At 70.2% G+C, this 26,077-nt stretch carries 24 protein-coding genes; 12 read left to right on the top strand and 12 right to left on the bottom strand.

All coding sequences use genetic code 11. The features are described from left to right. Positions 1–30: 30 nt before the first annotated feature. The 4 genes from ACN6LB_RS17840 to ACN6LB_RS17825 form a co-directional block, all read right to left on the bottom strand. The gene (locus ACN6LB_RS17840) at positions 31–1,401 is read right to left on the bottom strand and encodes a CoA transferase (protein ID WP_445026769.1); all 1,371 of its coding nucleotides are present in this window, start codon (positions 1,399–1,401) and stop codon (positions 31–33) included. A 22-nt stretch (positions 1,402–1,423) separates the two neighbouring features. Further along, on the bottom strand, positions 1,424–1,954 hold the full coding sequence (locus ACN6LB_RS17835; protein ID WP_445026768.1) for a hypothetical protein: 531 nt from the start codon (positions 1,952–1,954) through the stop codon (positions 1,424–1,426). A gap of 85 nt (positions 1,955–2,039) precedes the next feature. Further along, positions 2,040–3,563, bottom strand: a complete 1,524-nt coding sequence (locus tag ACN6LB_RS17830; RefSeq protein WP_445026767.1) for a S8 family peptidase — start codon at positions 3,561–3,563, stop codon at positions 2,040–2,042. A gap of 62 nt (positions 3,564–3,625) precedes the next feature. Beyond that, positions 3,626–5,149 (bottom strand): S8 family serine peptidase, encoded by a 1,524-nt coding sequence (locus tag ACN6LB_RS17825; protein WP_445026766.1) that lies wholly within the window; start codon positions 5,147–5,149, stop codon positions 3,626–3,628. Positions 5,150–5,545: 396 nt separating this feature from the next. Between ACN6LB_RS17825 and ACN6LB_RS17820 the strand changes: the two genes are divergently transcribed. The 3 genes from ACN6LB_RS17820 (at position 5,546) to moaA (ending at position 8,687) form a co-directional block, all read left to right on the top strand. Further along, positions 5,546–5,902: a DUF485 domain-containing protein gene (locus tag ACN6LB_RS17820; protein WP_356140354.1), complete on the top strand. Its 357-nt coding sequence runs from the start codon at positions 5,546–5,548 to the stop codon at positions 5,900–5,902. After that, a complete protein-coding gene (locus tag ACN6LB_RS17815) occupies positions 5,899–7,527 on the top strand; it encodes a solute symporter family protein (RefSeq protein ID WP_356140353.1) in 1,629 nt (542 codons plus the stop codon). Before ACN6LB_RS17820 ends, ACN6LB_RS17815 begins: the two co-directional genes overlap by 4 nt. 170 nt (positions 7,528–7,697) lie before the next feature. Next, positions 7,698–8,687 carry a GTP 3',8-cyclase MoaA gene (gene moaA, locus ACN6LB_RS17810; protein ID WP_356140352.1) on the top strand — a complete coding sequence of 330 codons (990 nt, stop codon included), beginning with the start codon at positions 7,698–7,700 and terminating at the stop codon, positions 8,685–8,687. A 57-nt stretch (positions 8,688–8,744) separates the two neighbouring features. Here the strand turns inward: moaA and ACN6LB_RS17805 are convergent, their stop codons facing one another. Together ACN6LB_RS17805 and ACN6LB_RS17800 are read right to left on the bottom strand one after the other, a co-directional pair. Continuing rightward, on the bottom strand, positions 8,745–8,987 hold the full coding sequence (locus tag ACN6LB_RS17805; RefSeq protein ID WP_445026765.1) for a hypothetical protein: 243 nt from the start codon (positions 8,985–8,987) through the stop codon (positions 8,745–8,747). Between the two features lie 211 nt (positions 8,988–9,198). Beyond that, positions 9,199–9,606 (bottom strand): DUF3099 domain-containing protein, encoded by a 408-nt coding sequence (locus ACN6LB_RS17800; protein ID WP_445026764.1) that lies wholly within the window; start codon positions 9,604–9,606, stop codon positions 9,199–9,201. Between the two features lie 245 nt (positions 9,607–9,851). Between ACN6LB_RS17800 and ACN6LB_RS17795 the strand changes: the two genes are divergently transcribed. Then, positions 9,852–10,127 carry a GlsB/YeaQ/YmgE family stress response membrane protein gene (locus ACN6LB_RS17795; protein ID WP_445026763.1) on the top strand — a complete coding sequence of 92 codons (276 nt, stop codon included), beginning with the start codon at positions 9,852–9,854 and terminating at the stop codon, positions 10,125–10,127. Positions 10,128–10,241: 114 nt separating this feature from the next. On the opposite strand, the gene tyrS is transcribed toward ACN6LB_RS17795, so the two are convergent. From tyrS to ACN6LB_RS17780, 3 genes are read right to left on the bottom strand one after another with little or no spacing between them, the layout of a single operon-like run. Next, positions 10,242–11,510 carry a tyrosine--tRNA ligase gene (tyrS, locus tag ACN6LB_RS17790; RefSeq protein ID WP_356140348.1) on the bottom strand — a complete coding sequence of 423 codons (1,269 nt, stop codon included), beginning with the start codon at positions 11,508–11,510 and terminating at the stop codon, positions 10,242–10,244. Between the two features lie 44 nt (positions 11,511–11,554). Continuing rightward, positions 11,555–12,949, bottom strand: coding sequence for a metallopeptidase TldD-related protein (locus tag ACN6LB_RS17785; protein ID WP_356140347.1), 1,395 nt, complete (start codon positions 12,947–12,949; stop codon positions 11,555–11,557). After that, complete coding sequence (locus ACN6LB_RS17780) at positions 12,946–14,469, bottom strand: TldD/PmbA family protein (protein ID WP_445026762.1); 1,524 nt, start codon at positions 14,467–14,469, stop codon at positions 12,946–12,948. The genes ACN6LB_RS17785 and ACN6LB_RS17780 overlap by 4 nt, the downstream gene beginning before the upstream one ends. Before the next feature lie 228 nt (positions 14,470–14,697). Here ACN6LB_RS17780 and fabG point away from each other — a divergent pair, with 228 nt between their 5' ends. The 3 genes from fabG to ACN6LB_RS17765 all read left to right on the top strand — a co-directional run bounded on the left by fabG (position 14,698) and on the right by ACN6LB_RS17765 (position 16,688). After that, positions 14,698–15,417, top strand: coding sequence for a 3-oxoacyl-[acyl-carrier-protein] reductase (fabG, locus tag ACN6LB_RS17775; protein ID WP_356140345.1), 720 nt, complete (start codon positions 14,698–14,700; stop codon positions 15,415–15,417). Positions 15,418–15,422: 5 nt separating this feature from the next. After that, complete coding sequence (gene fabI, locus ACN6LB_RS17770; protein WP_356140344.1) at positions 15,423–16,190, top strand: enoyl-ACP reductase FabI; 768 nt, start codon at positions 15,423–15,425, stop codon at positions 16,188–16,190. Positions 16,191–16,343: 153 nt separating this feature from the next. Further along, entirely contained in the window at positions 16,344–16,688 is a 345-nt protein-coding gene (locus tag ACN6LB_RS17765; protein WP_356140343.1) for a hypothetical protein, read from the top strand. Here ACN6LB_RS17765 and ACN6LB_RS17760 read toward each other — a convergent pair. Continuing rightward, positions 16,672–17,367 (bottom strand): FadR/GntR family transcriptional regulator, encoded by a 696-nt coding sequence (locus ACN6LB_RS17760; RefSeq protein WP_445026761.1) that lies wholly within the window; start codon positions 17,365–17,367, stop codon positions 16,672–16,674. The two genes, ACN6LB_RS17765 and ACN6LB_RS17760, sit on opposite strands and share 17 nt — an antisense overlap. A 46-nt stretch (positions 17,368–17,413) precedes the next feature. Between ACN6LB_RS17760 and ACN6LB_RS17755 the strand changes: the two genes are divergently transcribed. The 4 genes from ACN6LB_RS17755 (at position 17,414) to ACN6LB_RS17740 (ending at position 19,918) form a co-directional block, all read left to right on the top strand. Next, positions 17,414–18,703, top strand: a complete 1,290-nt coding sequence (locus ACN6LB_RS17755; protein WP_445026760.1) for a CynX/NimT family MFS transporter — start codon at positions 17,414–17,416, stop codon at positions 18,701–18,703. Between the two features lie 78 nt (positions 18,704–18,781). Continuing rightward, entirely contained in the window at positions 18,782–18,898 is a 117-nt protein-coding gene (locus ACN6LB_RS17750; RefSeq protein ID WP_356140340.1) for an SGM_5486 family transporter-associated protein, read from the top strand. Between the two features lie 167 nt (positions 18,899–19,065). Next, positions 19,066–19,281 carry a hypothetical protein gene (locus ACN6LB_RS17745; RefSeq protein ID WP_356140339.1) on the top strand — a complete coding sequence of 72 codons (216 nt, stop codon included), beginning with the start codon at positions 19,066–19,068 and terminating at the stop codon, positions 19,279–19,281. 118 nt (positions 19,282–19,399) lie between these two features. Further along, entirely contained in the window at positions 19,400–19,918 is a 519-nt protein-coding gene (locus ACN6LB_RS17740; protein WP_356140338.1) for a SixA phosphatase family protein, read from the top strand. A gap of 101 nt (positions 19,919–20,019) precedes the next feature. Here the strand turns inward: ACN6LB_RS17740 and serB are convergent, their stop codons facing one another. Next, positions 20,020–21,231 carry a phosphoserine phosphatase SerB gene (serB, locus tag ACN6LB_RS17735; protein ID WP_356140337.1) on the bottom strand — a complete coding sequence of 404 codons (1,212 nt, stop codon included), beginning with the start codon at positions 21,229–21,231 and terminating at the stop codon, positions 20,020–20,022. Positions 21,232–21,374: 143 nt separating this feature from the next. Next, positions 21,375–23,273, bottom strand: a complete 1,899-nt coding sequence (locus tag ACN6LB_RS17730) for a streptophobe family protein (protein WP_445026759.1) — start codon at positions 23,271–23,273, stop codon at positions 21,375–21,377. 239 nt (positions 23,274–23,512) lie between these two features. Here ACN6LB_RS17730 and ACN6LB_RS17725 point away from each other — a divergent pair, with 239 nt between their 5' ends. Further along, complete coding sequence (locus ACN6LB_RS17725; RefSeq protein ID WP_356149408.1) at positions 23,513–26,038, top strand: ABC transporter ATP-binding protein/permease; 2,526 nt, start codon at positions 23,513–23,515, stop codon at positions 26,036–26,038. The last annotated feature ends 39 nt before the right edge of the window (positions 26,039–26,077 follow it).

The raw sequence follows: 26,077 nt of genomic DNA, 5'->3' as shown, positions 1-26,077 counted from the left end.
CATTCATACGGTTCCGGCCCGTCCCGCGACTCAGCCCCAGCGCGCGGAATCCGCTCCCAAGGCCCCCGGCGGCCGCGCCCAGTCGGCCGGCCCGCCCTCGAACGAAACCGGCGGAAGGGCGTACCGAAGCCGCCCCAGCGCACTGTCCCTCTCGGCGAGCCAGGCATCCGGTCCGGCGTGGGCCGCATCGCCCACGCCCTGCCGCGCCACCCCGTTCAGCAGCCAGTGCGCGGTCCGCGCAAGCGCCAGCCGTACGACCCGGCTGTCGCCCTGCTCCAACTGCTCGGTCAGCGCGCGCAGCACGGCTGCCGCCAGCAGATAGCCCGTGCCGTGGTCGAGCGCCTGGGCGGGCAGGGCGCCCGGCTGCTCCGGCGTCCCCTCGATCGCCGCGATACCGGTGGCGACCTGCACCAGACTGTCGAACCCCCGCCGCTCGGCCCACGGTCCGTACGCGCCCCAGGCCGACAGCTGCGCCACGACCAGGCCGGGACGGCGCTCGGCCAGCGCCTCGGGCGAGAGCCCGAACCGATCCAGTGCGCCCGGCCGGTAGCCGGTGACCACCACGTCGGCGGTGGCGAGCAGTTCCTCGAAGGTGCGCCGGTCGCCCGCCAGGTCGAGGGCCGCCGAGCGCTTTCCGAAGCCCGTGTCCGCGTGCTGGTCGGGGAGTTCGGGCAGCCGGGGCGCGTCCACCCGCAGGACGTCCGCGCCCAGCAGGGCGAGGGTGCGGGTGGCGACCGGGCCCGCGATGACCCGGGTCAGGTCGAGGACGCGCACTCCGGCGGCGGGCAGCAGCCGATCGCCGCCGATCGGCGCGAGCACGCGCGCGTGGGCGGTGCCCAGCCGCTCGTGCTCGATCAGCGGCCGGTCGGCCACCGCGACCGCCTGCTCGTGCGCCGCCCACTCCTTGGCCGTACGCAGCGCCACCGCGAGGCCCCCGGCGGCGTACACGGCGTCCTCCACGTCCTTCGCGGGCCGTTCCGCGAGCGCGGCGGCGACCGTCTCCACCGAGGCACCGGCGGACAGTCCCAACGCGTCGAGGAGCCGGGCGCGATGGTGCGGATAGTTCGCGTGCGTGCGCACCCAGCCGTCCGCGGTGCGCCAGAAGCGCGACAGGGGCGCGAAGGTGACCGGCGCCCGCCCGTCGATCTGCAGATGCCGCTCGCTGACGAACGCCGTGGCGAGGGCCCCGTCGTCGACCCGTACCTCGGGCACCTGCGAACGCCCGGCCCGCCGCGCCGCGAGCTCGGCCGCGGCCAGCGTGCACGTGCCCACGCAGGCCCGGGCCAGTTCCCGTACGGGCAGCCGGGCGTCGAGCGCCCCTTCCCGCATGACCGTCGAGACCCGGGACGGCAGTGCGGGGTCCCCGCCCAGCACGGACCACACGAACTTGATGTCAGTCATGACAGCACTATGCAGTGTTGACTCAATCAATATGAGAGGCGGCCGTCCACCACAGCCGTACCTCCTTGCGTACGTCCGTCGGGCGCAGCTCCCATCCCTGGGCGAGGGCGACCTGGGCGACGTAACCCCCGCCCACGCCCCGGTAGTCGCGCAGCGGTATCGCGCACTCGACCGGCGGCCTCGTCTTCTTGGAGTCGCGCGGAGCGGAAGCCTTCGCGGTCCAGCGGCCGACCGCCTTCTCGACGCGGGCCCTGTAGTACGCGGTGTCGCCCTCGTGTCGCAGCTCCGGCCAGCTGACGCACCAGGAGGGCCATTTCGACAGGGGGTCCAGTACGCGGTCCATGGCCTTGAAGAGGCCCTGCTCGTACGAGGTGCTGAATATGGTGATGATCTCCGTGACGAGGCCTACGGCCAGAAAGACCGCCAGAGCCGCGATCCACATCACGATCTGCACGGGGGTGTAAAGAACCGTGAGGACAAAACGGACCACCAACTGCCCCTTGGGCCGGACCCGTTCGGGCGCCCAGGTGGCGGGATCTTCGTAGACATCCATGGCAGGAGATCTTTCCTTACGCGCAAAGGGGCCGGGGAAACCGTCCCCGACCCCTTCACACACGCGTGCCTGTCGTTACCTCTCGCTACTTCGTCACCGCGTCCAGCGCGTCCGCGGTGCCCCAGCCGTAGAAGCCGTTGCGGTTCTTCGTGCCCTCGCACACCGCGTCGACCTTGCCGTCACCGTCGATGTCGTACGGGTCGGTGCACGGCGTCGCGTCGGCCTCCGCGTACAGCAGCGCCTTCACCAGGGCGGCGGGAGCGTGCGGGTGGGTCGACTTGATGAGCGCGGCGACGCCCGCGACGTGCGGGGAGGCCATCGACGTACCGGCCATGTAACCCCACTTGCCGCCGGGCAGCGGGCCCAGGATCAGGCCGCTGGTGGCCGGTGGGGCCGGGGTCTGGAAGCGCGTCGAGTCACCGCCCGGCGCGGCGATGTCGATGACGCCCAGGCCGTGGTTGGAGAAGGACGACTTGATGCCCTTCGCGCCGGTCGCCGCCACCGTGACGACACCCGGCAACTGGGTCGGGATGTCATAGCACTTGGAGGGGTCGATCACCCGGTCGCTCGGCGTCCCGTCGTTGGGGGAGACGGGGTCGGTGATCGAGTCGGCGGCCAGGTCGTAGCTCTCGTTGCCCGCCGCGGCGACGTTGACCGTGCCCTTCCTCTCCGCGTACTGCGAGGCGCGGGTGATCGCGTCGACCAGGGCCTTCTGGTCCGGGTCGTCCTTGCAGTTGAAGTACCAGGGGTCGGTGTAATAGCTGTTGTTGGTCACGTCGACGTGGTGCTCGGCCGCCCACACGAAGCCGCAGACCACGGCCTCCGTGTAGAAGTAGCCGTCCGGGTTGGCCACCTTGATGCCGGCGACCTTCACGCCGGGCGCGACCCCCGTGATGCCGACGCCGTTCTTCGCGCCCGCGATCTCACCGGCGACATGTGTGCCGTGCGGGCTCTCCGAGGCGCTGGGCCGCCAGGCCCCGTCGGTCGTGTCCGGCTTGCCCGACACGCAGTTGGCCGACGCGGCGCGGTCGAAGTTCGGCGCGATGTCGGGGTGCGTGTCGTCGACACCGGTGTCGATGACGGCGACCGTCACCTTCCTGCTGCCGAGCGTCACCTCGTGTGCCTTGTCCGCCTTGATGGCGGGCAGGTCCCACTGCAGAGGCTCCAACGGGTCCTGCCCGTCGACGGCTTCGGCGCTCGCCACCTGGTCGGCGGTCAGCACCTTCGGCGTGCCCACGTCCGTGGTGGACTGCGCGGGCAGCGGCGCGTTGCGCGTGGCACCGGCCGACTCCACACCGCGCACGGTGCGGACGGTCTTCGCGAAGTCGGCGTTCGACGAGTGGACGACGATCACGCCGATCCGGTCGTACGACGTCACGATCGTGCCGCCGGCCTCGGCGATCGCCTTCTTCATGTGGGAGGAAGTGCCGTGCCCGGGGCGGACGTTGACGACATAGCTGAGCGAGCGTGCGTCCGCCGCCGGTGCCTGCGGAGCGGCCGCGGGGGCCGCCGACGCGCTGACGTTCGGCAGGAAGGCGAGTGCCGTCGCCACAGCCATCCCGAGGGGGACGGCTATCGCGCGGCGGGAGCGCGGGTGAGGCGCTGTCATGAAATCTCCAGTTCGCTGACGTGACGAGCTGTGTCGGGATGCTGGACGGCCTGCTCGACGGCCTACTTGACCGCCTTGAGCGCGTTGACGATGCCGAAGCCGTAGAAGCCGTTCACCCGGGTGCCGCCCTTGCAGATCGCGTCCTGCGTGCCGTCGCCGTCCTGGTCGTAGGAGGCCGGGCAACCCGGGTTGTCCGCCTGCGCCTTGAGCAGCGCCTGCAGCTGGGCCGGGGTCGCCCGCGGGTGCGTGGACTTCAGGAGCGCGGCCACGCCCGCGGCGTGCGGCGAGGCCATCGACGTGCCCTGCAGGAAGCCGTACTGGTTGTTCGGCAGGGTCGAGAGGATACGGCCGTTCTTCGAGGGGGTGTCCGGGATCTGGTAGAGCCGGTCACCGCCCGGCGCCGCGATGTCGATGACGCCCTTGCCGTACGAGGAGTAGTACGACTTGAGGTTCTGTACGCCCGTCGCGCTGACCGTGACGACACCCGGCAGCTGGGTGGGCACGTCGAAGCACTTGTGCGGGTCGACCGTGCGCGTGACGGCGGTCGAGTCGTCGGGGCTGGAGGCGTCGACCAGCGCGTCCGCGTCGAGGTCGTGGGCGGAGTTGCCCGCCGAGGCCAGGTTGAGGGTGCCCTTGTGCTGGGCGTAGAGCTGGGCCCGGTTGACCGCGTCGACGATGGCCCGCTGGTCGGGGTCGTCCATGCAGTTGTACAGCCACGGGTCCACGTAGTAGCTGTTGTTGGTGATCTCCACGCCATGGTCGGCGGCGAACACGAAGGCGCAGACGACGCTCTCGGGGTAGAACAGCTCGCTGACCGGGTCGGCCACCTTGATGCCGGCGACCTTCACGCCGGGGGCGACGCCCGCCACGCCTATGCCGTTGCGGGCGGCGGCTATCTCACCGGCGACGTGTGTGCCGTGGTAGTGGTCGGCGTTCGCGGGACGCCAGGCGCCCGGCGAGGTGTCCGCCTTTCCTCCGACGCAGTTCGCGGACTGCGAGGCGGAGAAGTTCGCGGCGAGGTCCGGATGGGTGTCGTCCACGCCGGTGTCGATGACGGCGACCGTCACCTTGCTGCTGCCCGGGTTGATCTCCGCGGCCTTGTCGGCGCCGATCGCGCGCAGGTCCCACTGGTCGGCCTCGAGCGGCTCCTCGCCCGCGGTGGCGGCCCGGGTCACCTTGGCGGCCTCGGAGGCGGACAGCTTCTGCACCGCGCCCTCGTCCGTCGTACCGGCCGCCGTCAGGGGCGCCGTCCGCGTCGCGCCGGCCGACTGCACTCCGCGTACCGCGCGAAGTCGCTTGCCGAAGTCGGGGTTGGCCGAGTGGGCGACGATCACGCCGATCTTCTCGTACGCGACCACGACGGTCCCGCCGGCGTCCGCTATCGCCTTCTTCACCGACTCGATCGTGCGGTGGTCGGTCGTGGTGTTGACGACGTACGCCAGGTTCGGGCTGTCCGCGGTCGTCGACTCGGCCGTGGTGAGCGGGGCGGCCGACGCGGCGCCGGGCAGGAAGCCGAGCGAGGCGGTCAGGGACAGAACCACCGGAACGGCGAGGGCGAGGCGGTGTCTTGGGCGCAGATGAGCCATGGGGTCTCCACATCATCCGGAAACGGAACGGCCCGAACACAGGTGGTGCTCGGGCAGGTACATGACGGGGTGCAGGCCGAAGCTATCTCCCGCCCGACCTGGCCAGCAATGGCTACCGCCGACGACTTCCGAAAGAAGTGCGACCGGTTGAACCGCTCCTCGCGTGGCGCCGTGACCTTGAGCAGGGAGCGCGAGCACGATCGTGCCCCCTGTCGGATCACGTCCGTGGGTCCTAACATCGCCCCCGGCTCACGTGATCCACGTCACTGTGAGGTCAGATCAGTCATGTCCATGCCCAACCAGCCGTCCGCGAGCCCCCACTCGCACCCGACGTCCGCGAACCCCGACTCGCGGGCGTCCACCGTCGCAACCGCCCCCGCAACGCGAGGAGACTCCGTGGCCACCGACGCACCACCTCCCTCGAAAGCCCCCACCCGACTGCCCTCCACCGAGGAGTTCGTCGCGGTGCAGGAGAGCGCGGAGTTCGGTGAACTGCGCCGCTCCCACCGCTCCTTCGCCTTCCCGCTGACCATCGCCTTCATCGCCTGGTACCTGCTGTACGTCCTGCTCTCCAACTACGCGGGCGACTTCATGGGCACCAAGGTCGTCGGCAACATCAACGTCGCCCTGGTGCTGGGTCTGGCCCAGTTCCTCACCACGTTCCTCATCGCCTGGTGGTACTCGCGGCACGCCGCCGCCAAGCTCGACCCCAAGGCCGATGCGATCAAGTCCCGGATGGAGGGCGGCGCATGAGCCCCGCGATCACCCAGGTCCAGCTGGCCGCCGGTGAGGCGAGCGAGCACCGGCCGCTGATCATCAGCCTTTTCGCGGTGTTCGTCGTCGCGACCCTCGTCATCACCGTCTGGGCGGGCCGCCAGACCAAGGACGCCGCCGACTTCTACGCGGGCGGCCGCCAGTTCACCGGCTTCCAGAACGGTCTCGCCGTCTCCGGCGACTACATGTCCGCCGCGTCGTTCCTCGGCATCGCCGGCGCGATCGCCCTCTTCGGCTACGACGGCTTCCTCTACTCCATCGGCTTCCTCGTCGCCTGGCTGGTGGCCCTTCTCCTGGTCGCCGAACCGCTGCGCAACTCCGGCCGCTACACCATGGGCGACGTCCTCGCGTACCGCATGCGCCAGCGCCCGGTGCGCACGGCCGCCGGCACCTCCACGATCGTCGTCTCGATCTTCTACCTGCTGGCCCAGATGGCAGGCGCCGGCGTCCTCGTCTCGCTGCTCCTCGGCATCACCAGCGACGCGGGCAAGATCGGCATCGTCGCCCTGGTCGGCGTTCTGATGATCGTCTACGTCACCATCGGCGGCATGAAGGGCACCACCTGGGTGCAGATGGTCAAGGCCGTCCTGCTGATCATCGGGGCCCTGCTGCTCACCTTCCTGGTCATGCTGAAGTTCAACTTCAACATCTCCGACCTGCTCGGCAAGGCGGCCGAGAACAGCGGCAAGGGCAGCCCCTTCCTGGAGCCCGGCCTCAAGTACGGCGCCACCTCGACCACCAAACTGGACTTCATCTCCCTCGGCGTCGCCCTGGTCCTGGGCACCGCCGGCCTGCCGCACATCCTGATCCGCTTCTACACGGTGCCCACGGCCAAGGTCGCGCGGAAGTCCGTGAACTGGGCGATCGGCCTCATCGGCGGCTTCTACCTGATGACGCTCGCGCTCGGCTTCGGCGCCGCCGCGCTCATCAAACCCGACGAGATCATCGCCTCCAACAAGGCGGGCAACACGGCAGCGCCACTGCTGGCACTGCACCTGGGAGGCGTCGACTCCAACTGGGGCGCCATCCTGCTCGCCTCCATCTCCGCCGTCGCCTTCGCCACGATCCTCGCGGTCGTCGCCGGCCTGACGCTGGCCTCGTCCTCGTCGTTCGCGCACGACATCTACGCCAACGTCATCAAGAAGGGGAAGGCCACCGAGAAGCAGGAGATGACCGCAGCCCGGTACGCGACGGTGGGCATCGGCGCCGTGTCCATCCTGCTCGGCGCCCTCGCCCGCGACCTGAACGTCGCCGGCCTCGTCGCGCTCGCCTTCGCGGTCGCCGCCTCCGCCAACCTGCCGACGATCCTCTACAGCCTCTTCTGGAAGCGCTTCACCACCAACGGCGCGCTGTGGTCGATCTACGGCGGCCTGGTCACCGCCGTCGGCCTGGTGCTGTTCTCGCCGGTGGTCTCGGGCAAGCCGACCTCGATGTTCCCGGACGCCGACTTCCACTGGTTCCCGCTGGAGAACCCCGGCATCATCTCCATCCCGGTCGGCTTCCTGCTGGGCTGGCTCGGCACGCTCCTGTCCAAGGAGGAGCCCGACACCGGCAAGTACGCCGAGCTCGAGGTCCGCTCCCTCACGGGTACCGGCGCGCACTGAGTCCCGGCACCGCGCGGCCCCGCCGTAGGCCTCCGGCAGACCCCTGCTGGTAGGTCTCTACGACGGGGCCGCGCCGTCTCTCGTGGGATCGGGCCGGTGTTGTTGTCAGTCGCGTCACGTAGGCTCGGTCTTGTCAGCACCTGTGATCCTGAACGAGGGAGGGGGCCCACGTGCTCATCGACACGTACGGCCGAGTGGCCACCGACCTGCGGGTCTCGCTGACCGACCGGTGCAATCTCCGGTGCACGTACTGCATGCCCGAAGAGGGCCTGCAGTGGCTGGCCAAGCCCGATCTGCTCACGGACGACGAGATCGTCCGCCTCATAGACATCGCCGTGACGAGCCTCGGCATCACCGAGGTCCGCTTCACCGGCGGCGAGCCCCTGCTGCGGCCCGGCCTCGTCGGCATCGTCGAGCGCGTCGCGGCCCTCGCCCCGCGCCCCCAGATGTCCCTGACGACCAACGGCATCGGCCTCAAGCGCACCGCGACCGCCCTGAAGGCAGCGGGCCTGGACCGGGTGAACGTCTCGCTGGACACGCTGCGCCCGGACGTCTTCAAGACCCTCACCCGCCGCGACCGCCACAAAGACGTGCTCGAAGGCCTCGAAGCCGCCCGCGACGCAGGCCTGACCCCCGTCAAGGTCAACTCGGTCCTGATGCCCGGACTCAACGAGGAAGAGGCCCCCGACCTGCTCGCCTGGGCCGTGGCGCACGACTACGAACTGCGCTTCATCGAGCAGATGCCCCTGGACGCCCAGCACGGCTGGAAGCGCGAGGGCATGGTCACCGCGGGCGACATCCTCACCTCACTGCGTACGCGCTTCGAGCTCACCGAGGAGGGCGCCGGCGAGCGCGGCTCCGCCCCCGCCGAACGCTGGCTCGTCGACGGCGGTCCGCACCGGGTGGGTGTGATCGCCTCGGTCACCCGCCCCTTCTGCTCGGCCTGCGACCGTACGCGACTGACGGCCGACGGCCAGGTCCGCACCTGCCTCTTCGCCACCGAGGAGACGGACCTGCGAGCCGCTCTGCGCTCCGACGCCCCCGACGAGGACATCGCCCGCATATGGAAGCTCGCCATGTGGGGCAAGAAGGCAGGCGCGGGCCTCGACGATCCCTCGTTCGTTCAGCCCGACCGACCGATGTCGGCGATCGGCGGCTAGGGGCTTCTGACGGATCTTCGCGGCCCCGCGCCTGCGGCATGATCCGCCGGACAGGCCTCAGCCGTCGGCCTCGCCGGACTCCCATTCCGCGAGCAGCACCACGTCCTTGAGGAACCCCCGCACGCCGAGGAACTGGGACAGATGCTCCCGGTGTTCCTCGCACGCGAGCCAGGTCTTGCGGCGCTCCGGCGTGTGCAGCTTCGGGTTGTTCCAGGCGAGCACCCACTCCGCGTCGGCGCGACAGCCCTTGGCGGAGCACTGCGGATCGGCGGGGGAGGAGTCAGGGAAGGGGAGGTTCACACCGCAACCCTAAACGGCTCCGAAAAGGCGACGCCGAGCAGCCACGGGGGGAGCTGCCCGGCGTCGGTCTGTCGCTCCGACGGGGGATGCGGAGCGCGTACGAAGTATGTCACGGGGGACCCGGTGCCCGGCACCTGAACTTCATGATTGATCTGAGCTTTTCTTGAGCTTGGTGAGCGATTGGATTCCGTTTCCGGCGGATCCCCCTTGGTCAGGTCCGCTCCTGTGGTTCGCCCCGCAGGCCCGCCCCGGGGTCGGCCGCGACGTCCTCCGGGACGGGTTCCGCGAAGCCGCCGCTAGGCACGGTGAAGTCGTCCTGCCGGGGCGATGCGATCATCGGCCGCAGGGGAGCGTTGACGAACGTCGACGGCAGCGACGGCACGTTCTCCCGCCCCGCGTTGGCGATCACCACCGAGATGTAGGGGAGCAGCGCGCCGAGTACCAGCGCGACAATCGCGACGTGCCGCTCGACGTTCCACAGCGTGGCGGCGAGGATCACGGAGACCGTGCGGACGGACATGGAGATGACGTACCGGCGCTGCCTGCCCCGTACATCGTCCTCGAGCCCCTGCCTGGCTCCGGTGATCCGGAAGACCTGGCTGTTGCTCTGCTTCCGCATCACATTCCACCACCTGCCTGTGTCGGACTCTCCCCGGCCCGTACCTGCCCCGTACCCGGTCAGGGACCCAGGCCCGAACACCCTCCACGTTACGCCGCGACTGCGTCGGCTTCGAGACCGGGGCAGGCGCCGCACGGCTGAACGAAATGCGCCGTACCGCGTACGGCCCTGCCCGACATGCGCCGTATGACGGGCAGGTCGAGACTGTGCGTAATGCTCACGTAGAGCCGTACTAGGAGGCAGCCATGGGCTGGTTGTGGGCGATCATCGTCGGGTTCGTGCTGGGTCTGATCGCCAAGGCGATCATTCCGGGCAAGCAGCACAGCCCGCTCTGGTTGACGACCGTCTTCGGCATTCTCGGCGCCATCGTCGGAAACGCCATTGCGCGCGGGATCGGCATCGACGAGACCAGCGGCATCGACTGGGGCCGGCACGCGCTTCAGCTCGCGGCAGCGGTCGTCATTGTCTTCCTGGGCGACATGGCCTACATGGCGGTGCGCGGCAACAAGCGGCGGGCCTGAGCGTACGTACGACGAAGGGGGCGACCTCCCGCACGGGAGACCGCCCCCTTCGTCGTACGCACTGGGGGGTGTTGTGAAAGTCCCGCACAGCACCCACGGCGTCCGGCACGCACCCTAGGCGCCCGTGACCTCCACCGCGGCCAGGTTCTTCTTGCCGCGGCGCAGTACCAGCCAGCGCCCGTGCAGCAGATCCTCCGGCGCGGGGACCGCGTCCTCGGCGGTGACCTTCACGTTGTTCACGTAGGCACCGCCCTCCTTGACCGTGCGCCGCGCGGCCGACTTGCTCGCCACCAGACCGACCTCGGCGAACAGGTCGACCACCTGGCCCAGCTCCGCGACCTTGATGTGCGGCACTTCGGAGAGGGCGGAGGTCAGCGTCGCGTCGTCCAGCTCACCGAGCTCGCCCTGCCCGAAGAGGGCCTTGGACGCGGCGATCACGGCGGCCGTCTGACCGGCGCCGTGCACCAGCGTCGTCAGCTCCTCGGCCAGCGCGCGCTGCGCGGCGCGGGCCTGCGGACGCTCCTCGGTCTGCTTCTCCAGCTCCTCGATCTCCTCGTGCGACCGGAAGCTGAAAATGCGCAGGAACTTGCTGACGTCACGGTCGTCCGCGTTCAGCCAGAACTGGTAGAAGGCGTACGGCGTGGTCATCTCGGGGTCGAGCCAGATCGTGCCCGACTCCGTCTTGCCGAACTTCGTGCCGTCCGCCTTGGTGATCAGCGGCGTGCCCAGCGCGTGCACCGCGGCCTCCGGCTCGACCCGGTGGATCAGGTCGGTGCCCGAGGTGAGGTTGCCCCACTGGTCGCTGCCGCCGGTCTGCAGCGTGCAGCCGTGCCTTCTGTACAGCTCCAGGAAGTCCATGCCCTGCAGGATCTGGTAGCTGAACTCCGTGTAGCTGATGCCCGCGTCGGAGTTGAGGCGCCGGGAGACGGCCTCCTTCGCGATCATCTTGTTGACCCGGAAGTGCTTGCCCACGTCACGCAGGAACTCGATGGCCGACAGGCCCTGGGTCCAGTCCAGGTTGTTGACCATGATCGCGGCGTTCGGACCCTCGAAGTCCAGCAGCGGTGCGATCTGCGCGCGCAGCCGCTCGACCCACTGGGCCACGACCTCAGGGGCGTTGAGCGTGCGCTCCGAGTTCGGCTTCGGGTCGCCGATCAGGCCCGTGGCACCCCCGACCAGGCCCAGCGGGCGGTTGCCCGCCTGCTGGATCCGGCGCATCGTGAGGATCTGCACGAGGTTGCCGAGATGCAGACTGGGCGCGGTCGGGTCGAAGCCGCAATAGAACGTGACGGGACCGTCCGCGAACGCCTTGCGCAATGCGTCCTCGTCAGTGGAGAGGGCGATCAGCCCACGCCACTTCAGCTCGTCGACGATGTCCGTCACGGTTCTCGTATCTCCTTGAAAGGTCCGGTGAATCTCGTACGAGGTTATACGCCCTGGCTGACAGAGCTCATATTGAAGTCCGGGATGCGCAGGGCGGGCATCGCAGCCCTAGTGAACCAGTCGCTCCACTCGCGCGGCAGCGTCTTTTCCGTGCGCCCGGCCTCGACCGCCCGACCCAGCAGGTTCACCGGTGACTCGTTGAACCGGAAGTTGTTCACCTCGCCCGTGACCTGGCCGTTCTCCACGAGGTACACGCCGTCCCTGGTCAGACCGGTCAGCAGCAGCGTCGCCGGGTCGACCTCGCGGATGTACCAGAGGCAGGTCAGGAGAAGCCCGCGCTCGGTGCTCGCGACCATCTCCTCCAGGGAACGGTCCTCGCCGCCGTCGAGGATGAGGTTGTCGATCGACGGGGCGACCGGCAGGCCGGTCAGGCCCGCGCTGTGCCGGGTCGTCGACAGATGCGCGAGCTCGCCCTCGCGGACCCAGTCGGTCGCCTTGAGGGGCAGCCCGTTGTCGAAGACCGACGCGGTGTCCCCGGAGGAGTGGGCCAGCACGAAGGGCGCGGACTCCAGCCCCGGCTCGTTCGGGTCGCTGCGCAGCGTCAGCGGCAGTTCGGTGAGCTTCTCGCCGAGGCGCGTACCGCCGCCGGGCTTGCTGAACACCGTCCGCCCCTCGGCCGCGTCCCGGGCCGCCGCCGACCACAGCTGATAGATCAGCAGGTCCGCGACGGCGGTCGGCGGCAGCAGCGTCTCGTAGCGCCCCGCGGGCAGCTCGATGCGCCGCTGGGCCCAGCCGAGCCGGACGGCCAGCTCCGCGTCCATGGACGCCGGGTCGACATCCTTGAAGTCCCTTGTGGAGCGCCCCGCCCACGCCGAACGCGTGCGGTCCGGCGACTTGGCGTTGAGCTCCAGCGTGCCGTTGGGCTGGTCGTGCCTCAGCCGCAGCCCTGTCGACGTACCCAGATAGCTCGACACGAGTTCGTGGTTGGCGAAGCCGTACAGCTCGCGGCCGCCCGCACGCGCGCGTGCGAACGATTCGCCGAGCGCCGGCGCGAAGTCCGCGAAGACCGCGGACGACGTCTCGACGGGCGCGTCCGTGAAGTCGGGGGACTCCGGTACGCCCGTGACCAGCGGCTGGGCGTCCTCGGCGGGCCCCGCCCCGCGCGCGGCGGCCTCGGCGGCCCGTACCAGCGGCTCCAGTTCGTCCGCGGTGACGGCCGCGCGGGAGACGACTCCGGACGCCGTGCCCTCGCGGCCGTCGACGGTCGCGATGACGGTGAGCGTGCGCCCGCGCGTGACCCCGTTCGTGGTCAGCGCGTTGCCCGCCCAGCGCAGGTTGGCGGTCGACTGCTCGTCGGCGATCACCACGCAGCCGTCGGCCCTGGACAGTTCGAGGGCACGCTCGACGACCTCGTGCGGCTTGTTCGTACGCGCGCTCATCGACCGGCCTCCTGCGTGGTGTTCAGAATGTTGACGCCCTTGAAGAGGGCCGACGGGCAGCCGTGCGAGACCGCCGCGACCTGACCCGGCTGGGCCTTGCCGCAGTTGAAGGCACCGCCCAGGACATACGTCTGCGGGCCGCCCACCGCGGCCATGGAACCCCAGAAGTCGGTGGTCGTCGCCTGGTACGCGACATCCCGCAGCTGCCCTGTGATCCGACCGTTCTCGATCTTGAAGAACCGCTGGCCGGTGAACTGGAAGTTGTAGCGCTGCATGTCGATCGACCAGGAGCGGTCACCGACCACGTAGATACCGCGGTCCACGCTTCCGATCAGGTCCTCGGTCGAGAGTCCCGCGGGATCCGGCTGGAGCGACACATTGGCCATGCGCTGCACGGGCACGTGCCCGGGGGAGTCGGCGTACGCGCAGCCGTTGGACCGCTCGAACCCGGTCAGCTTCGCGATCCGCCGGTCCAGCTGATAGCCGACCAGCGTGCCGTCCTTCACCAGGTCCCAGGACTGGCCCTCGACGCCCTCGTCGTCGTACCCGATCGTCGAGAGACCGTGCTCGGCGGTGCGGTCACCGGTGACGTTCATCAGCTCGGAGCCGTAGCGGAGCTTGCCCAGCTGGTCGAAGGTGGCGAAGGACGTTCCGGCGTACGCGGCCTCGTAGCCCAGCGCGCGGTCCAGCTCGGTGGCGTGTCCGATGGACTCGTGGATGGTCAGCCACAGGTTGGAGGGGTCGACGACCAGGTCGTAGACACCGGAGTCGACGCTCGGCGCCCGCATCTTCTCGGCGAGCAGCTCCGGGATCCGCCCCAGCTCGGTCTCCCAGTCCCAGCCGGTGCCCATCAGGTACTCCCAGCCGCGCCCGACCGGCGGAGCGATGGTCCGCATCGAGTCGAACTCGCCGCTGGAGTCGTCGACCGCGACGGCCGTCAGCTGCGGATGCAGCCGCACCCGCTGCTGCGTGGTCACGGTCCCCGCCGTATCGGCATAGAACTTGTTCTCGTGCACGGTCAGCAGTGAGGCGTCGACGTGGTTCACGCCGTTCGCCGCCAGCAGCCGCGCGCTCCAGTCCGCGAGCAGCCCGGACTTGTCCTCGTCCGGTACGGAGAAGGGGTCGATGTCGTACGAGGAGATCCAGGTCTTCTCGGCGTGCACCGGCTCGTCCGCGAGCTCGACGCGCTCGTCGGCACCGGCGGCCCTGATCACCTGCGCGGAGAGCTTCGCCATCGCCACGGCCTGGCCCGCCACCTTGGCGGCGGCGTCCATCGTCAGATCCACCCCCGAGGCGAACCCCCAGGTCCCGCCGTGCACCACCCGCACCGCGTACCCCAGGTCCGTGGTGTCCGAGGACCCCGCGGGTTTCGCGTCCCGCAGCCGCCAGGCGGCACTGCGCACCCGCTCGAACCGGAAGTCCGCGTGCTCGGCGCCCAGCGCCCGGGCGCGGGCGAGCGCCGCATCGGCCAGGGACCGCAGCGGCAGTGCCAAGAAGGCTTCGTCGATGGAATGAGGCACGGAGGTCTCCCTGCTGTCGTGGCCTGTCCGACCGATCATGTCGCGCGGGCGGGCCCGGCGGCCACAGCTTTCCGGCCGCCGTCCGCAATCTTTCTGTAGGGACCCGACAGCGAGTCCCCCGAGCCACTGTCGGTGCCCGATTCTCCGCCCGGGGGACGGGACCGATAGGTTTTCGAAGAAGGCACCTGTCTTGCAGAGGAAACAGACCGCTATCGAAAGGGTGATCCGTTGAGCCGCTCGGTTCTCGTCACCGGAGGCAACCGGGGCATCGGCCTCGCCATCGCCCGCGCGTTCGCCGAGGCCGGCGACAAGGTCGCGATCACGTACCGTTCGGGCGAGCCCCCGGCCGCCCTGGTCGAGCTGGGTTGCCTCGCCGTCAAGTGCGACATCACCGACAGCGAGCAGGTGGAGCAGGCCTACAAGGAGATCGAGGCCGAGCACGGCCCGGTCGAGGTGCTGATCGCCAACGCCGGCATCACCAAGGACCAGCTCCTCATGCGTATGTCCGAGGAGGACTTCACCTCGGTCATCGACACCAACCTCACCGGCACCTTCCGCGTCGTGAAGCGGTCCAACCGCGGCATGCTGCGCGCCAAGAAGGGCCGTGTCGTGCTCATCTCGTCGGTAGTCGGTCTGTACGGCGGTCCCGGCCAGGCGAACTACGCCGCCTCCAAGGCCGCCCTCGTCGGCTTCGCCCGCTCCCTCGCCCGTGAGCTCGGGTCGCGCAACATCACCTTCAACGTCGTCGCGCCCGGCTTCGTGGACACCGACATGACCAAGGCGCTCACCGACGAGCAGCGCGACGGCATCGTGAAGCAGGTGCCGCTCGGTCGCTACGCGCAGCCTGAGGAGATCGCCGCAACGGTGCGGTTCCTGGCCTCCGACGACGCTTCGTACATCACTGGAGCCGTCATCCCTGTTGACGGCGGACTGGGAATGGGTCACTGATCACCATGAGCGGAATTCTCGAGGGCAAGCGCGTCCTGATCAGCGGTGTGCTGATGGAGTCCTCCATCGCGTTCCACGCCGCCAAGCAGGCCCAGGAGCAGGGTGCCGAGATCATCCTGACCGCGTTCCCGCGGCCCACGCTGACCGAGCGCATCGCCAGGAAGCTCCCCAAGCCCACCAAGGTCATCGAGCTCGACGTCACCAACGACGAGCACCTCGGACGGCTCGCGGAGATCGTCGGCGAGGAGCTGGGCGGCCTCGACGGCGTCGTGCACTCCATCGGCTTCGCACCGCAGGACGCCCTCGGCGGCAACTTCCTCAACACGCCCTTCGAGTCGGTCGCCACGGCCATGCACGTCTCGGCGTTCTCCCTGAAGTCGCTGACCACGGCCTGCCTGCCGCTGATGCAGAACGGCGGCTCGGTCGTCGGCCTCACCTTCGACGCGCAGTACGCCTGGCCGCAGTACGACTGGATGGGCCCGGCCAAGGCCGCCCTGGAGGCCACCAGCCGCTACCTCGCCCGCGACCTGGGCAAGCAGAACATCCGCTGCAACCTCATCTCCGCGGGCCCGCTCGGCTCGATGGCCGCCAAGTCCATCCCGGGCTTCAGCGAGCTGGCCGCCGTGTGGGACAACCGCTCCCCGCTGGAGTGGGACCTCAAGGACCCGGAGCCGGCCGGCAAGGGCATCGTCGCGCTGCTGAGCGACTGGTTCCCGAAGACCACCGGCGAGATCATCCACGTCGACGGCGGTCTGCACGCGATCGGCGCGTAAGCACCCCCCGCGGCTGTGACGCCCCGTTTCCCGCCCTGCGCGGGGAGCGGGGCGTCGCCCGTTCGGAGCAGTTGACCGGGCGGCCGGGACGGCGCAAAGCGCACGCTGGGAGGACGCACCGCCCCGCAGCCGTACGGCCGAGGAGGTCTCCTTGTGCGCCTTTTCCGCAGCCTCGCCCCGGTGTTCGCCGCGCTCGCCCTCCTGATGGCCCTGCCGTACGACGCCACTCCCCACGCGCGCGTGGGCGCCGAAAAGCCCGTCGGACCACGCCCGTTCGGCTCCGAGTGCCGTACCACCGTGACCGGCTCGCACGCGGTCGCGTACTGCCACAACCCCTACGTGGACTCCGATCGCGTACGCCTGCACATCGAGTGCGACCGCTGGTGGGACATCGACAGCGACAGTCCGCCGGTGGAGGCGGGACCCGCGGCGACCGTGCGACTGAGCGGGCGGTGCTGGAAGGAGATCCGCTCGGTGTGGGTCAGCCACCAGCGCTAGCGGAGCCCGGCCGTCCGAGGCGGCACAGGAACGGGTAGCCCGCGGCCTCCGTGGCGGCCGCGGCAGCGTCGCCCGTGCGGATCGCGTCGACGAGCCCCGTGTGGTCCATGCAGGTCTCCGGCGTCAGCTCCTCGCCGACGTCCTCGCGCAGCCAGTCGCGCAGCACTTCGCCCAGGTCCGCGTACATCGCCGTCATCACGTCGTTGTGGGAGGCGGCCACCACGGCCATGTGGAAGGTCGTGTCGGCGGTCACGAAGGCCTCCGCGTCCCCGGACTCCCAGGCCTCCTCGCGCCGTACGAGCAGGGCGTCCAGCTGCTTCAGGTCGCGCTCGGTGCGCCGTTCGGCGGCCAGCTTCGCGGCGCTCGACTCCAGCGTGGAGCGCAGCTCGGCGATGTGCCGCGGGTCGGCGTCGGCGAAGCGGCGGTGCATCACGCCGGCCAGCTCGCTGGTCGCCACGACGTAGGTGCCCGAACCCTGGCGGATGTCCAGCAGGCCGTTGTGCGCGAGCGCGCGGACGGCCTCGCGCACCGTGTTGCGGGCGACGCCGAGCTGCTCGACCAGCTCCGGCTCGGTCGGGATACGCGAGCCGACCGGCCACTCGCCCGAGGTGATCTGGTTCCGCAGCTCGGCGATGACCTGCTCGGACAGCGCCGAACGGCGGGGGTGGTTCAGCGCCATGGCATTCCTTCGTACGCGAGTGGACACCCGATCATCCCATGATTCTATGATGGGTGGCATGGCCACCGAGGAAACCCGCACGATGAAGTCCCCGCCCATACGCAGCTCTGCCGGAACCGGGGGCGAGTCCCAGGAACCCGCCACGCGCGCGTGGGCGATGCGACTGGTGGTCGTGGGAATCGTCCTCAGCGCCCTCAACCTGCGCCCCGCGATCACCAGCCTCGGCGCCCTCCTCGAAGAGGTGCGCGACGGGCTCGGCATGAGCGGCAGCGTGGCCGGACTGCTCACCTCCGTGCCGCCGCTCTGCTTCGCCGTCTTCGGCGTCATGGCACCGCGGCTCGCCCGCCGCTTCGGGCCCGGCACGGTGGTCTGCGCGGGGATGGTCGCCATCACGGCCGGCCTGGCGATCCGTCCCTACGCCGGGAACACCGTGGGCTTCCTCGTCACCAGCGCGCTCGCCCTCATGGGCATCGCCGTCAGCAACGTCCTGATGCCGGTGATCGTCAAACGCTGGTTCCCGGACCGGGTCGGCTCCATGACCGGCCTGTACTCGATGGCTCTCGCGCTCGGCACGTCGGCCGCCGCCGCGCTGACCGTGCCCATGACCGACTCCCTCGGCGGCAGTTGGCAGTCCGGCCTCGCCGTCTGGGCGGGACTCGCGGCGGCCGCCGTGGTGCCCTGGGCCTTCCTCGCACGCGAAAGGGGGTCGGACCCGGCCGCGGGCGCCCCCGTCAGGGAGGAGCCCGCCACGCTGCGGATCACCCGGAGCCGTACGGCCTGGGCGCTGGCCGTCTTCTTCGGACTGCAGGCCACCGCCGCGTACATCACCATGGGCTGGATGGCGCAGATCTTCCGGGACGCGGGCGTCTCCGCAGGCACCGCCGGACTGCTTCTCGCCGTCACCATGGTCATGGGCGTGCCGCTCGCCTTCGTCATCCCGCGGCTCGCCACCCGCCTGCCCCACCAGGGACCGATCGTCGTCGCGCTCGGTGTCTGCGGGCTCGCCGGATACGCGGGCCTCTACCTGGCCCCGGCGGGCGGCGCCTGGGCCTGGGCCCTGCTGCTCGGCGTCGCCAACTGCGCCTTCCCGCTGGCCCTCACCATGGTCGGCATGCGGGCCAGGACAGGCGCCGGCGTCGTCAAGCTGTCGGCCTTCGCGCAGAGCACCGGGTACCTGATCTCGATCCCCGGCCCGCTCCTGGTGGGCGTGCTCTATCAGCACAGCGGCGGCTGGGGCCTGCCGATCGCGCTCATGGCCGGGCTGATGGTCCCGCAGATCGTGGTGGGCGTCCTGGCGGGACGCGACCGTACGGTGGAGGAGGAGGCGGCCCGCTGAAACCCGGGCGCGGGGCCGACCCACGGCGAACCGGCCCCCGGCGGAGGCAGGGCGGACGAACGGTGCGAGACTGGCCGTATGCCTCTGCTCGACCCGAACCCCCAGAACGGCCAGAAGAAGATGCTGCTCGTGCTCGGCGCGATGCTGGCCATCACCGTGATCATCAGCATCATCGCGACCATCGCCTCGCCGTGACCGTGCGCCGCCGCCGGAGGTGGGGCTAACCCCCCATCCCCTAGGGGGTGAGTGTCAGGGTCAAGTGGGTGGATCTCCGGATGGGTTGAGGGCTCCGGATTCCGTAACTTCGAGTTGTGCCCGCGAGGACGCGGAGCACGGACCACCCGAAGACCCACGGAGGCGGCATGTCGGCCCGTACGTACACCCGGCCCCACCCGGCGACCACGGGCGGCCTCGACAGTCGGCTGCCATGGTGGGCCGTCGTCCTCCCCGCCCTCGCCTTCGTCGCGCTGCTGCTTTTGATACTCAACCCGGCGGACGCGCAGGCCGCCGGCGGCGACCCGGCGATCACCCACGTCTTCGAGCGTATCCAGCAGGCGGTCGTGCACCAGGCGCCCTGAGTCACCGAGGCACCCTGAGCACCCCTGTTTGGGCCCGTCGTGGGACCGCGTCACCCATGCCGGGAGACCCGGTCAACTCCCTGCGCCCCATGGCGTGTTTCATGCGAAGCTGGGACCCATGAGCGTCGCAGAACCCCGCAGGATTGTCCTCTTCCGGCATGCGAAGGCCGACTGGCCACAGGTGTCCGATCACGAGCGGCCGCTCGCCGACCGGGGCCGCAAGGACGCCGCCGTCGCCGGACTCAAGCTGGCCGACACCAAAATCCCCTTCGATCTGGCTCTCTGCTCCACCGCGGTCCGGACCCGCGAAACCTGGAAGCTCGCCGTCCAGGAGCTCCCGCACCGGCCGAAAACGGTCTACGAGGAGCGGCTCTACGAGGCCTCACCCGGCGAACTGATCGCCGTGCTCAACGAAACCCCCGATGACGCGCAGAACGTGATCCTCATCGGGCACAATCCCGGCGTGCAGGGCCTCGCCGACATCCTGGCCGGCCAGGCCGAGGGTGACGCACGCACCCGGATGAACGGCCGCGGCTTCCCCGCCGCCGCCTTCGCGGTGCTCTCTTTCGAAGGCTCCTGGAAATCCCTGGAGCCCGGAGTGAGCACGCTCCTCGACTACTGGGCGCCGGCCGAGTAGGCCGACCCCCGCGTATCCCTACGTGGACGGGGCCCGGCACCGCGATGGTGCCGGGCCCCGTCGGACGCCGTCATGAACGTCGGCTCATGCTCATACGACGTTCAGTGCTCGCCCACGTGCATGTCCGCGGCCTCGACCTCTTCGCGGGTGACGCCCAACAGATACAGAACGGTGTCCAGGAAGGGCACGTTCACGGCGGTGTGCGCGGCCTCACGGACCACGGGCTTGGCGTTGAACGCGACGCCGAGCCCGGCCGCGTTCAGCATGTCGAGGTCGTTCGCGCCGTCGCCGATGGCCACGGTCTGGGCCAGCGGCACACCCACCTCCGCGGCGAACCGGCGCAGCAGCCGCGCCTTGCCCGCACGGTCCACGATCTCCCCGGTGACCCGGCCCGTCAGCTTCCCGTCGACGATCTCCAGGGTGTTGGCCTGCGCGAAGTCGAGGCCGAGCCGCTCCTTGAGATCATCGGTGACCTGCGTGAATCCACCCGAGACGACGCCGACCTGGAAGCCGAGCCGCTTGAGCGTACGGATCAGAGTGCGCGCCCCCGGCGTCAGCCGGACCTCGCTGCGCACCTTGTCCACGACCGAGGCGTCGAGACCCTCCAGCAGCGCCACGCGCGCGTGCAGCGACTGCTCGAAGTCCAGCTCCCCGCGCATCGCGGCCGCCGTCACCTCGGCGACCTCCTTCTCGCACCCGGCATGCGCGGCGAAGAGCTCGATCACCTCGTCCTGGATGAGCGTCGAGTCCACGTCCATGACGACCAGACGCTGGGCCCGCCGGTGCAGTCCGGCCGCCACCACCGCGACATCGACACCCAGTGCCGAGGCCTCGGTCACCAGGGCCGTGCGCAGCGTCTCGGTCTCCGTACCGGACACGGCGAACTCGACCGCCGTCACCGGGTACTTGGCGAGCCGGAAGATCCGGTCGATGTTGCCGCCGGTCCTCGTGATCCGCGCGGCGATCGCGGCCGTCGACTCCGCGGTGAGCGGATGCCCGAGCACGGTGACGAGCGAACGCCCGAGGCCGCGCGGCCGGTTGTCGCCCAGGCCGGAGATGATCTCCGCCTGCATCTTCATCGACTCCGCCCAGCTGTGGACGGTGGCCCGCAGATCACCCTCCAGCCCGGCGGGCGGCTCGGTCACGAGCGCGCACAGCACCATCCGGCCACGGGTGACGACCTGCTCGATGTCGACCACGTCGACGGAGTAGGCGGCCAGGGTGTCGAAGAGACCGGCCGTTATGCCCGGCCTGTCCTTGCCGAAGATCTTGACGAGGAGGGTGGGGACATCAGAGGTCTGCGAAGCGCTCATGGTGTTCCCACCGTATCCGGCACCCAGTGCCTCCCGCCCCTGAGGTCCGCCTGACGGACAGGGAACACTTGGTGTCACCGCGGTGGCGTGCGCTTTGCCCGGGAGTGTCGGGCCGGTTCCCGGACCCCGGCCCGGCCCGTCGCTCAATCCCGCCGCCGAGGCCTCCCCGGCGGCGGTGGCGGAGGCGGCGGCCCCTCCTCGGACGAGGACGAGGACGACGACGAGGAGGAGGGAGGCGGCGGTGGCGGGGGCGGAACGCTCCCGGACCGGGACCCTCGCGGCTTCGGCGGCCGTGACGGCGGTGTGACGGGCCCCGCCACCGTCGGTGCGCCGTACACGTTGCCGGGTCGGCGTGGTCCCTCCGACGACCGGGTGGGTTCGGGCGGCCGCCCGCTCCCCGACGGCCACGTACCTCCGGGCGCCCCGGACTGCCGCGCCCCGCGTGCCCCCGGTGGGCGTCGGTGGTCCGGTTCCCGGAGCTCGTCGGGCAGCCGCAGATACGGGTTGGTGTCGGGGTTCGCCGGACGGAACGGGGTGCCCGGGTGGTACGGCCCCGACGGGTGCAGTAGGTCGGGCTGAGCCGCCGCCGGTCCCGGCGCCCCCGCGTCACCCCGTGCCAGGGGCGCCGCCCGCCGCCCGGCGGCCCCGCTCGCGTACGCCAGCAGCGCCCCGGCCGCCCCCGCGCCCGCGCCCCAGGCGGCGCCGAGGGGCAGGGCTGTGCCCAGATGGCCGTGCAGTTCGATGCCGGCGCCGAAGGCGTCGAAGCCGAGCACCGACAGGGAGGCGTCCGCGGAGACATCCGTCAGCCACGCCAGCAAAGGCAGCGCCAGAGCCGTCACGATCCCGAGCGGCAGCGCGCAGCGCCCCGCGAAACCGAGCGCGCCCCCGGGCCGTACGGTGGCCGCGTCCGGGTCCCCCGAGGGGGCGGCGACCCCTTCTCGTACGAACCGTACGAACGGTGTACGCGCGGCCGTCAGGACGCCCGCGAACAGCATCATGACCGCGGTCGCGACCGCCAACAGCCAGACACGGCTGTCCAGTTCGGCCAGGCGGCCCACCGTGACGGGCCGACCGGAGTCGACGCTGAGCAGCTTGTCGAGCGGGTCGGGCAGCAACTTGGCCAGTTCGCCGGTGGCCTTGCCGTCCCAGGGCACGAAGAGGCCGATGGGAATGCCCAGCCACACGCCGTTGGGCGCCCCTAGCAGGGCCGCTCCCGCGATCCGCTTGGGGTGGGCGTCGCCGATCGCCGCGTACGCCGCCGCCGCGAACCCCGCCGCGACCGCCACCAGCAACACCGTGACCAGCGCGGAAGCGGCGGGCCGGACCGTGCGGTGCACGGCCTCCCAGCCGCGCGGCAGCGGAGTGCGGCGCGAGGCCAGCAGCGCGATCACCAGGACCCCGGCCGCCCAGGCCGCGCCCCCCAGCAGCGTGGGCACGGTGTCGACGGTGAAGCCCACCGCGGCCTTGGCGTTCACGAGATCACCGATCTTGCCCGGCAGCAGCCCGCCGATGTCCCCGAGCCCGCCGGGGAGTTTGTCCGTGATGTCGCCGAGGCCGCCGCCCGCCTTGTCGAGCCCGAGCTTGTTTCCGTCGATCGTGATGATGTCGTGACCGGCCCAGGCGAGCCCGCCCAGGGTCGCCACGAAGAGGGCGACCACCGCGACCGCGCGCGCCGCGAGTTCGAAGGGCGCGATCACAACTCCCGCCCCGCGCAGGGACCGTAAGAAGAACCAGGACAGCAGGAGCGCCCCCACCAGTCCCACACCGAGTGGCGTGATCTGGATGGCGGTGTGCGCCTCCGCTCCTTTCAGGCCGAAGGCGGAGACGTCGCCGGCCGGTGTGACCGAACCACCCGCACCAAGCGCCACAACAGCCGCGGTCATCGGGCCGAGCGAGCCCGCCGTGTCCGCCTCCAGCAGATGCAGTCCGAGCGCGGCGACGCCCGCCATCCCGATCAACGCCCAGCTCACGGAGGCGATCGCGGCCAGCAGCACGTCGCCCCACGGAACCCTCCGGCCGTGGTCAGCCCTGTCGATACCCATCGTCAGACCCCCCGATCCGCTCCGCGGTTTCGGACCGCGGTGTCCCCCTCGCGGGGGATTACCACTCTCCGGGCCGGTTTCAACCCCGTCAACGGGAACGGGCAACCCGCCCGTGCGCACTCTTCACAAGGCCCGACTTTCGGTCAGGGGGCTCCTACTGAAATAGTTCCCCACGATGTTCGACATCCCTAGACTCCCTGTGATGGGGGTAACTCGGGGGACAACTCAGTGGGGCTGGAGTGCCGGAACTCGTACTGGAATTGAATGGACGGACCTGGACGCTGGATGCGTCCAGGCCATACACCCTCGGACGTGATCCGCAGGGGGACATCGTGCTCGACGACGCCAGGGTGTCCTGGCGTCACGCCACGATCAGCTGGGGTGGCCGCAGTTGGGTCATCGAGGACCACGGCAGCACCAACGGCACGTTCGTGCAGGGGCAGCGGATCCATCAGATGGAGATCGGCCCCGGCTCGGCCGTGAACCTCGGCAACGCGACCGACGGTCCGCGCCTGAACCTGGCGGGTGCCGCCGCGGCCGTGGCGCCGCAGCAGGCGCAGCCGCAGCAGCAGCCGTTCGCGGCGCAGGGCGCGAGCCCCGGCTGGGCGCAGCAGCAGCCGCAGCAGCCGCAGGTGCAGGCGCCCGAACAGAGCTGGCAGCCGCCGCAACAGGCCGCCAACATCCCGCCGCAGCAGGGCGGACCCGGTGGTGGCGCGGGGGCGCCGCCGGTGTACGGCGACCGCAGCCCGACCACGTTCCACCAACTGGCCCTTGGCCGTGTGATGCGTATCGGCCGTGCGCTGGAGAACGAGCTGGTCGTCTCCGACCTGCAGGTCTCCCGCCACCACGCGGAGTTCCACGCGACGCCCGACGGGCGCTACGAGATCCGCGATCTCGGCTCGCACAACGGCACGTACGTCAACGGCCAGCCGATCACCAAGGGCGGCTCCGCGCTGCTCGGCCCGAACGACATCGTCGGCGTCGGCCACTCGACGTTCCGGCTGGTCGGCGACCGCCTCGAGGAGTTCGTCGACACCGGTGAGGTCTCCTTCTCCGCGCGCCACCTGACGGTGACGGTCGACGGCGGCAAGCAGATCCTCAAGGACGTCTCCTTCGGCGTACCGGAGAAGTCGCTCATCGCGGTCATCGGCCCGTCGGGCTCCGGCAAGTCGACGCTCCTGAAGGCGCTCACGGGCTACCGCCCGGCCAACCAGGGTGACGTCCTCTACGACAACCGGAACCTGTACAAGCAGTTCGCCGAGCTGCGCCAGCGCATCGGTCTGGTCCCGCAGGACGACATCCTGCACAAGGAACTGACCGTCAAGAGGGCCCTCAAGTACGCGGCCAAGCTCCGCTTCCCCGCCGACACCACGGGCGCCGAGCGCGACGCCCGCATCGACGAGGTGCTGCGCGAGCTCAAGCTGGACATCCACAAAGAGAAGAAGATCACCTCCCTCTCCGGTGGCCAGCGCAAGCGCGTCTCGGTGGCCCTGGAGCTGCTCACCAAGCCGTCGCTGATCTTCCTGGACGAGCCGACCTCCGGCCTCGACCCGGGCATGGACCGCGATGTCATGCAGCTGCTGCGCGGCCTCGCCGACGACGGCCGCACCGTCCTCGTCGTCACGCACTCCGTGGCCGAGCTGGCGATCTGCGACAAGCTGCTCGTGATGGCGCCGGGCGGCTCGGTCGCCTACTTCGGCCCGCCCGAGGAGGCGCTGAACTTCTTCGGCTACGACACCTGGGCCGACGTCTTCTCCGCCTTCGAGAACTACCGCGACTACGACTGGGCGGGCCGCTGGAAGGGCTCGCAGCACTACCAGATGTACGCCGCGGACATCGACGCCATCGCCCCGCAGTCGGTGCAGATGCCGCCGGCCCAGGCGATGAAGCCGCCGAAGCCGCAGGGCTGGTTCTCCCAGCTCGGTACGTTGATCCGGCGCTATGTGTCGGTGATCGTGTCCGACAAGGGCTTCCTGGCGCTGACGGTGATCCTGCCGCTCGTGCTCGGATCGGTCAGTCTGCTCATCGACTCGGGCCACGACCTGCTGGTGAACCCGCAGGTGAACGCGAAGACCGGTCAGCACATCCCGAACGGCACGGCCACCACCGTCCTGCTGATCCTCGCGGTCGGCGCCTGTTTCGCCGGTGCGGCCAACTCCGTCCGCGAGCTGATCAAGGAACGGGTGATCTACGAGCGGGAGCGCGCGACGGGACTGTCGCGCTCGGCGTACCTGATGTCCAAGGTCGTCGTGCTCGGCGTGATCACGCTGGCGCAGGGTGCCCTGGTCGGCGCCATCGGCTTCGCCACGCGTGATGTCCCCAAGGAGGGGCTGATCCTCGGTGGAGCCACCAAGCTGGAGCTCTGCCTGCCGATCATGGCGCTGGGCTTCGCCTCGATGATGTTCGGCCTGGTCATCTCCTCGCTGGTGAAGACCGCCGAGAAGACGATGCCGCTGCTGGTCATGTTCGCGATCATCCAGGTCGTGTTCACCGGCTGCCTGTTCGTGCTGAACGGCGCGGTCGGCGTCAACCAGTTCTCGTACCTGATGCCGTCGCGCTGGGCGGTCGGCGCCGCGGGTGCCACGCTGGACTTCAACGTGGTCAACCCCGACAAGGACAACCCCGGCAAGACGGACCCGCTGTGGGAGCACACGGTCGGCGCCTGGACCATGGACATGGTCGCCCTGATCGCCCTCGGCGTGATCTGCGCCTTCTTCGTGGCCCGCTTCCTGCGCCGCCACGAGCCCGAGGTCATGCGCAAGTAGTCGTTTTACAGGTACGGAGAAGGGCGGCACCCCGGTGGG

Source organism: Streptomyces sp. SAS_270, from assembly GCF_052543295.1.
Note: the sequence above shows the minus strand (reverse complement) of the source record. Positions and strands in the feature narration are given on the sequence as shown.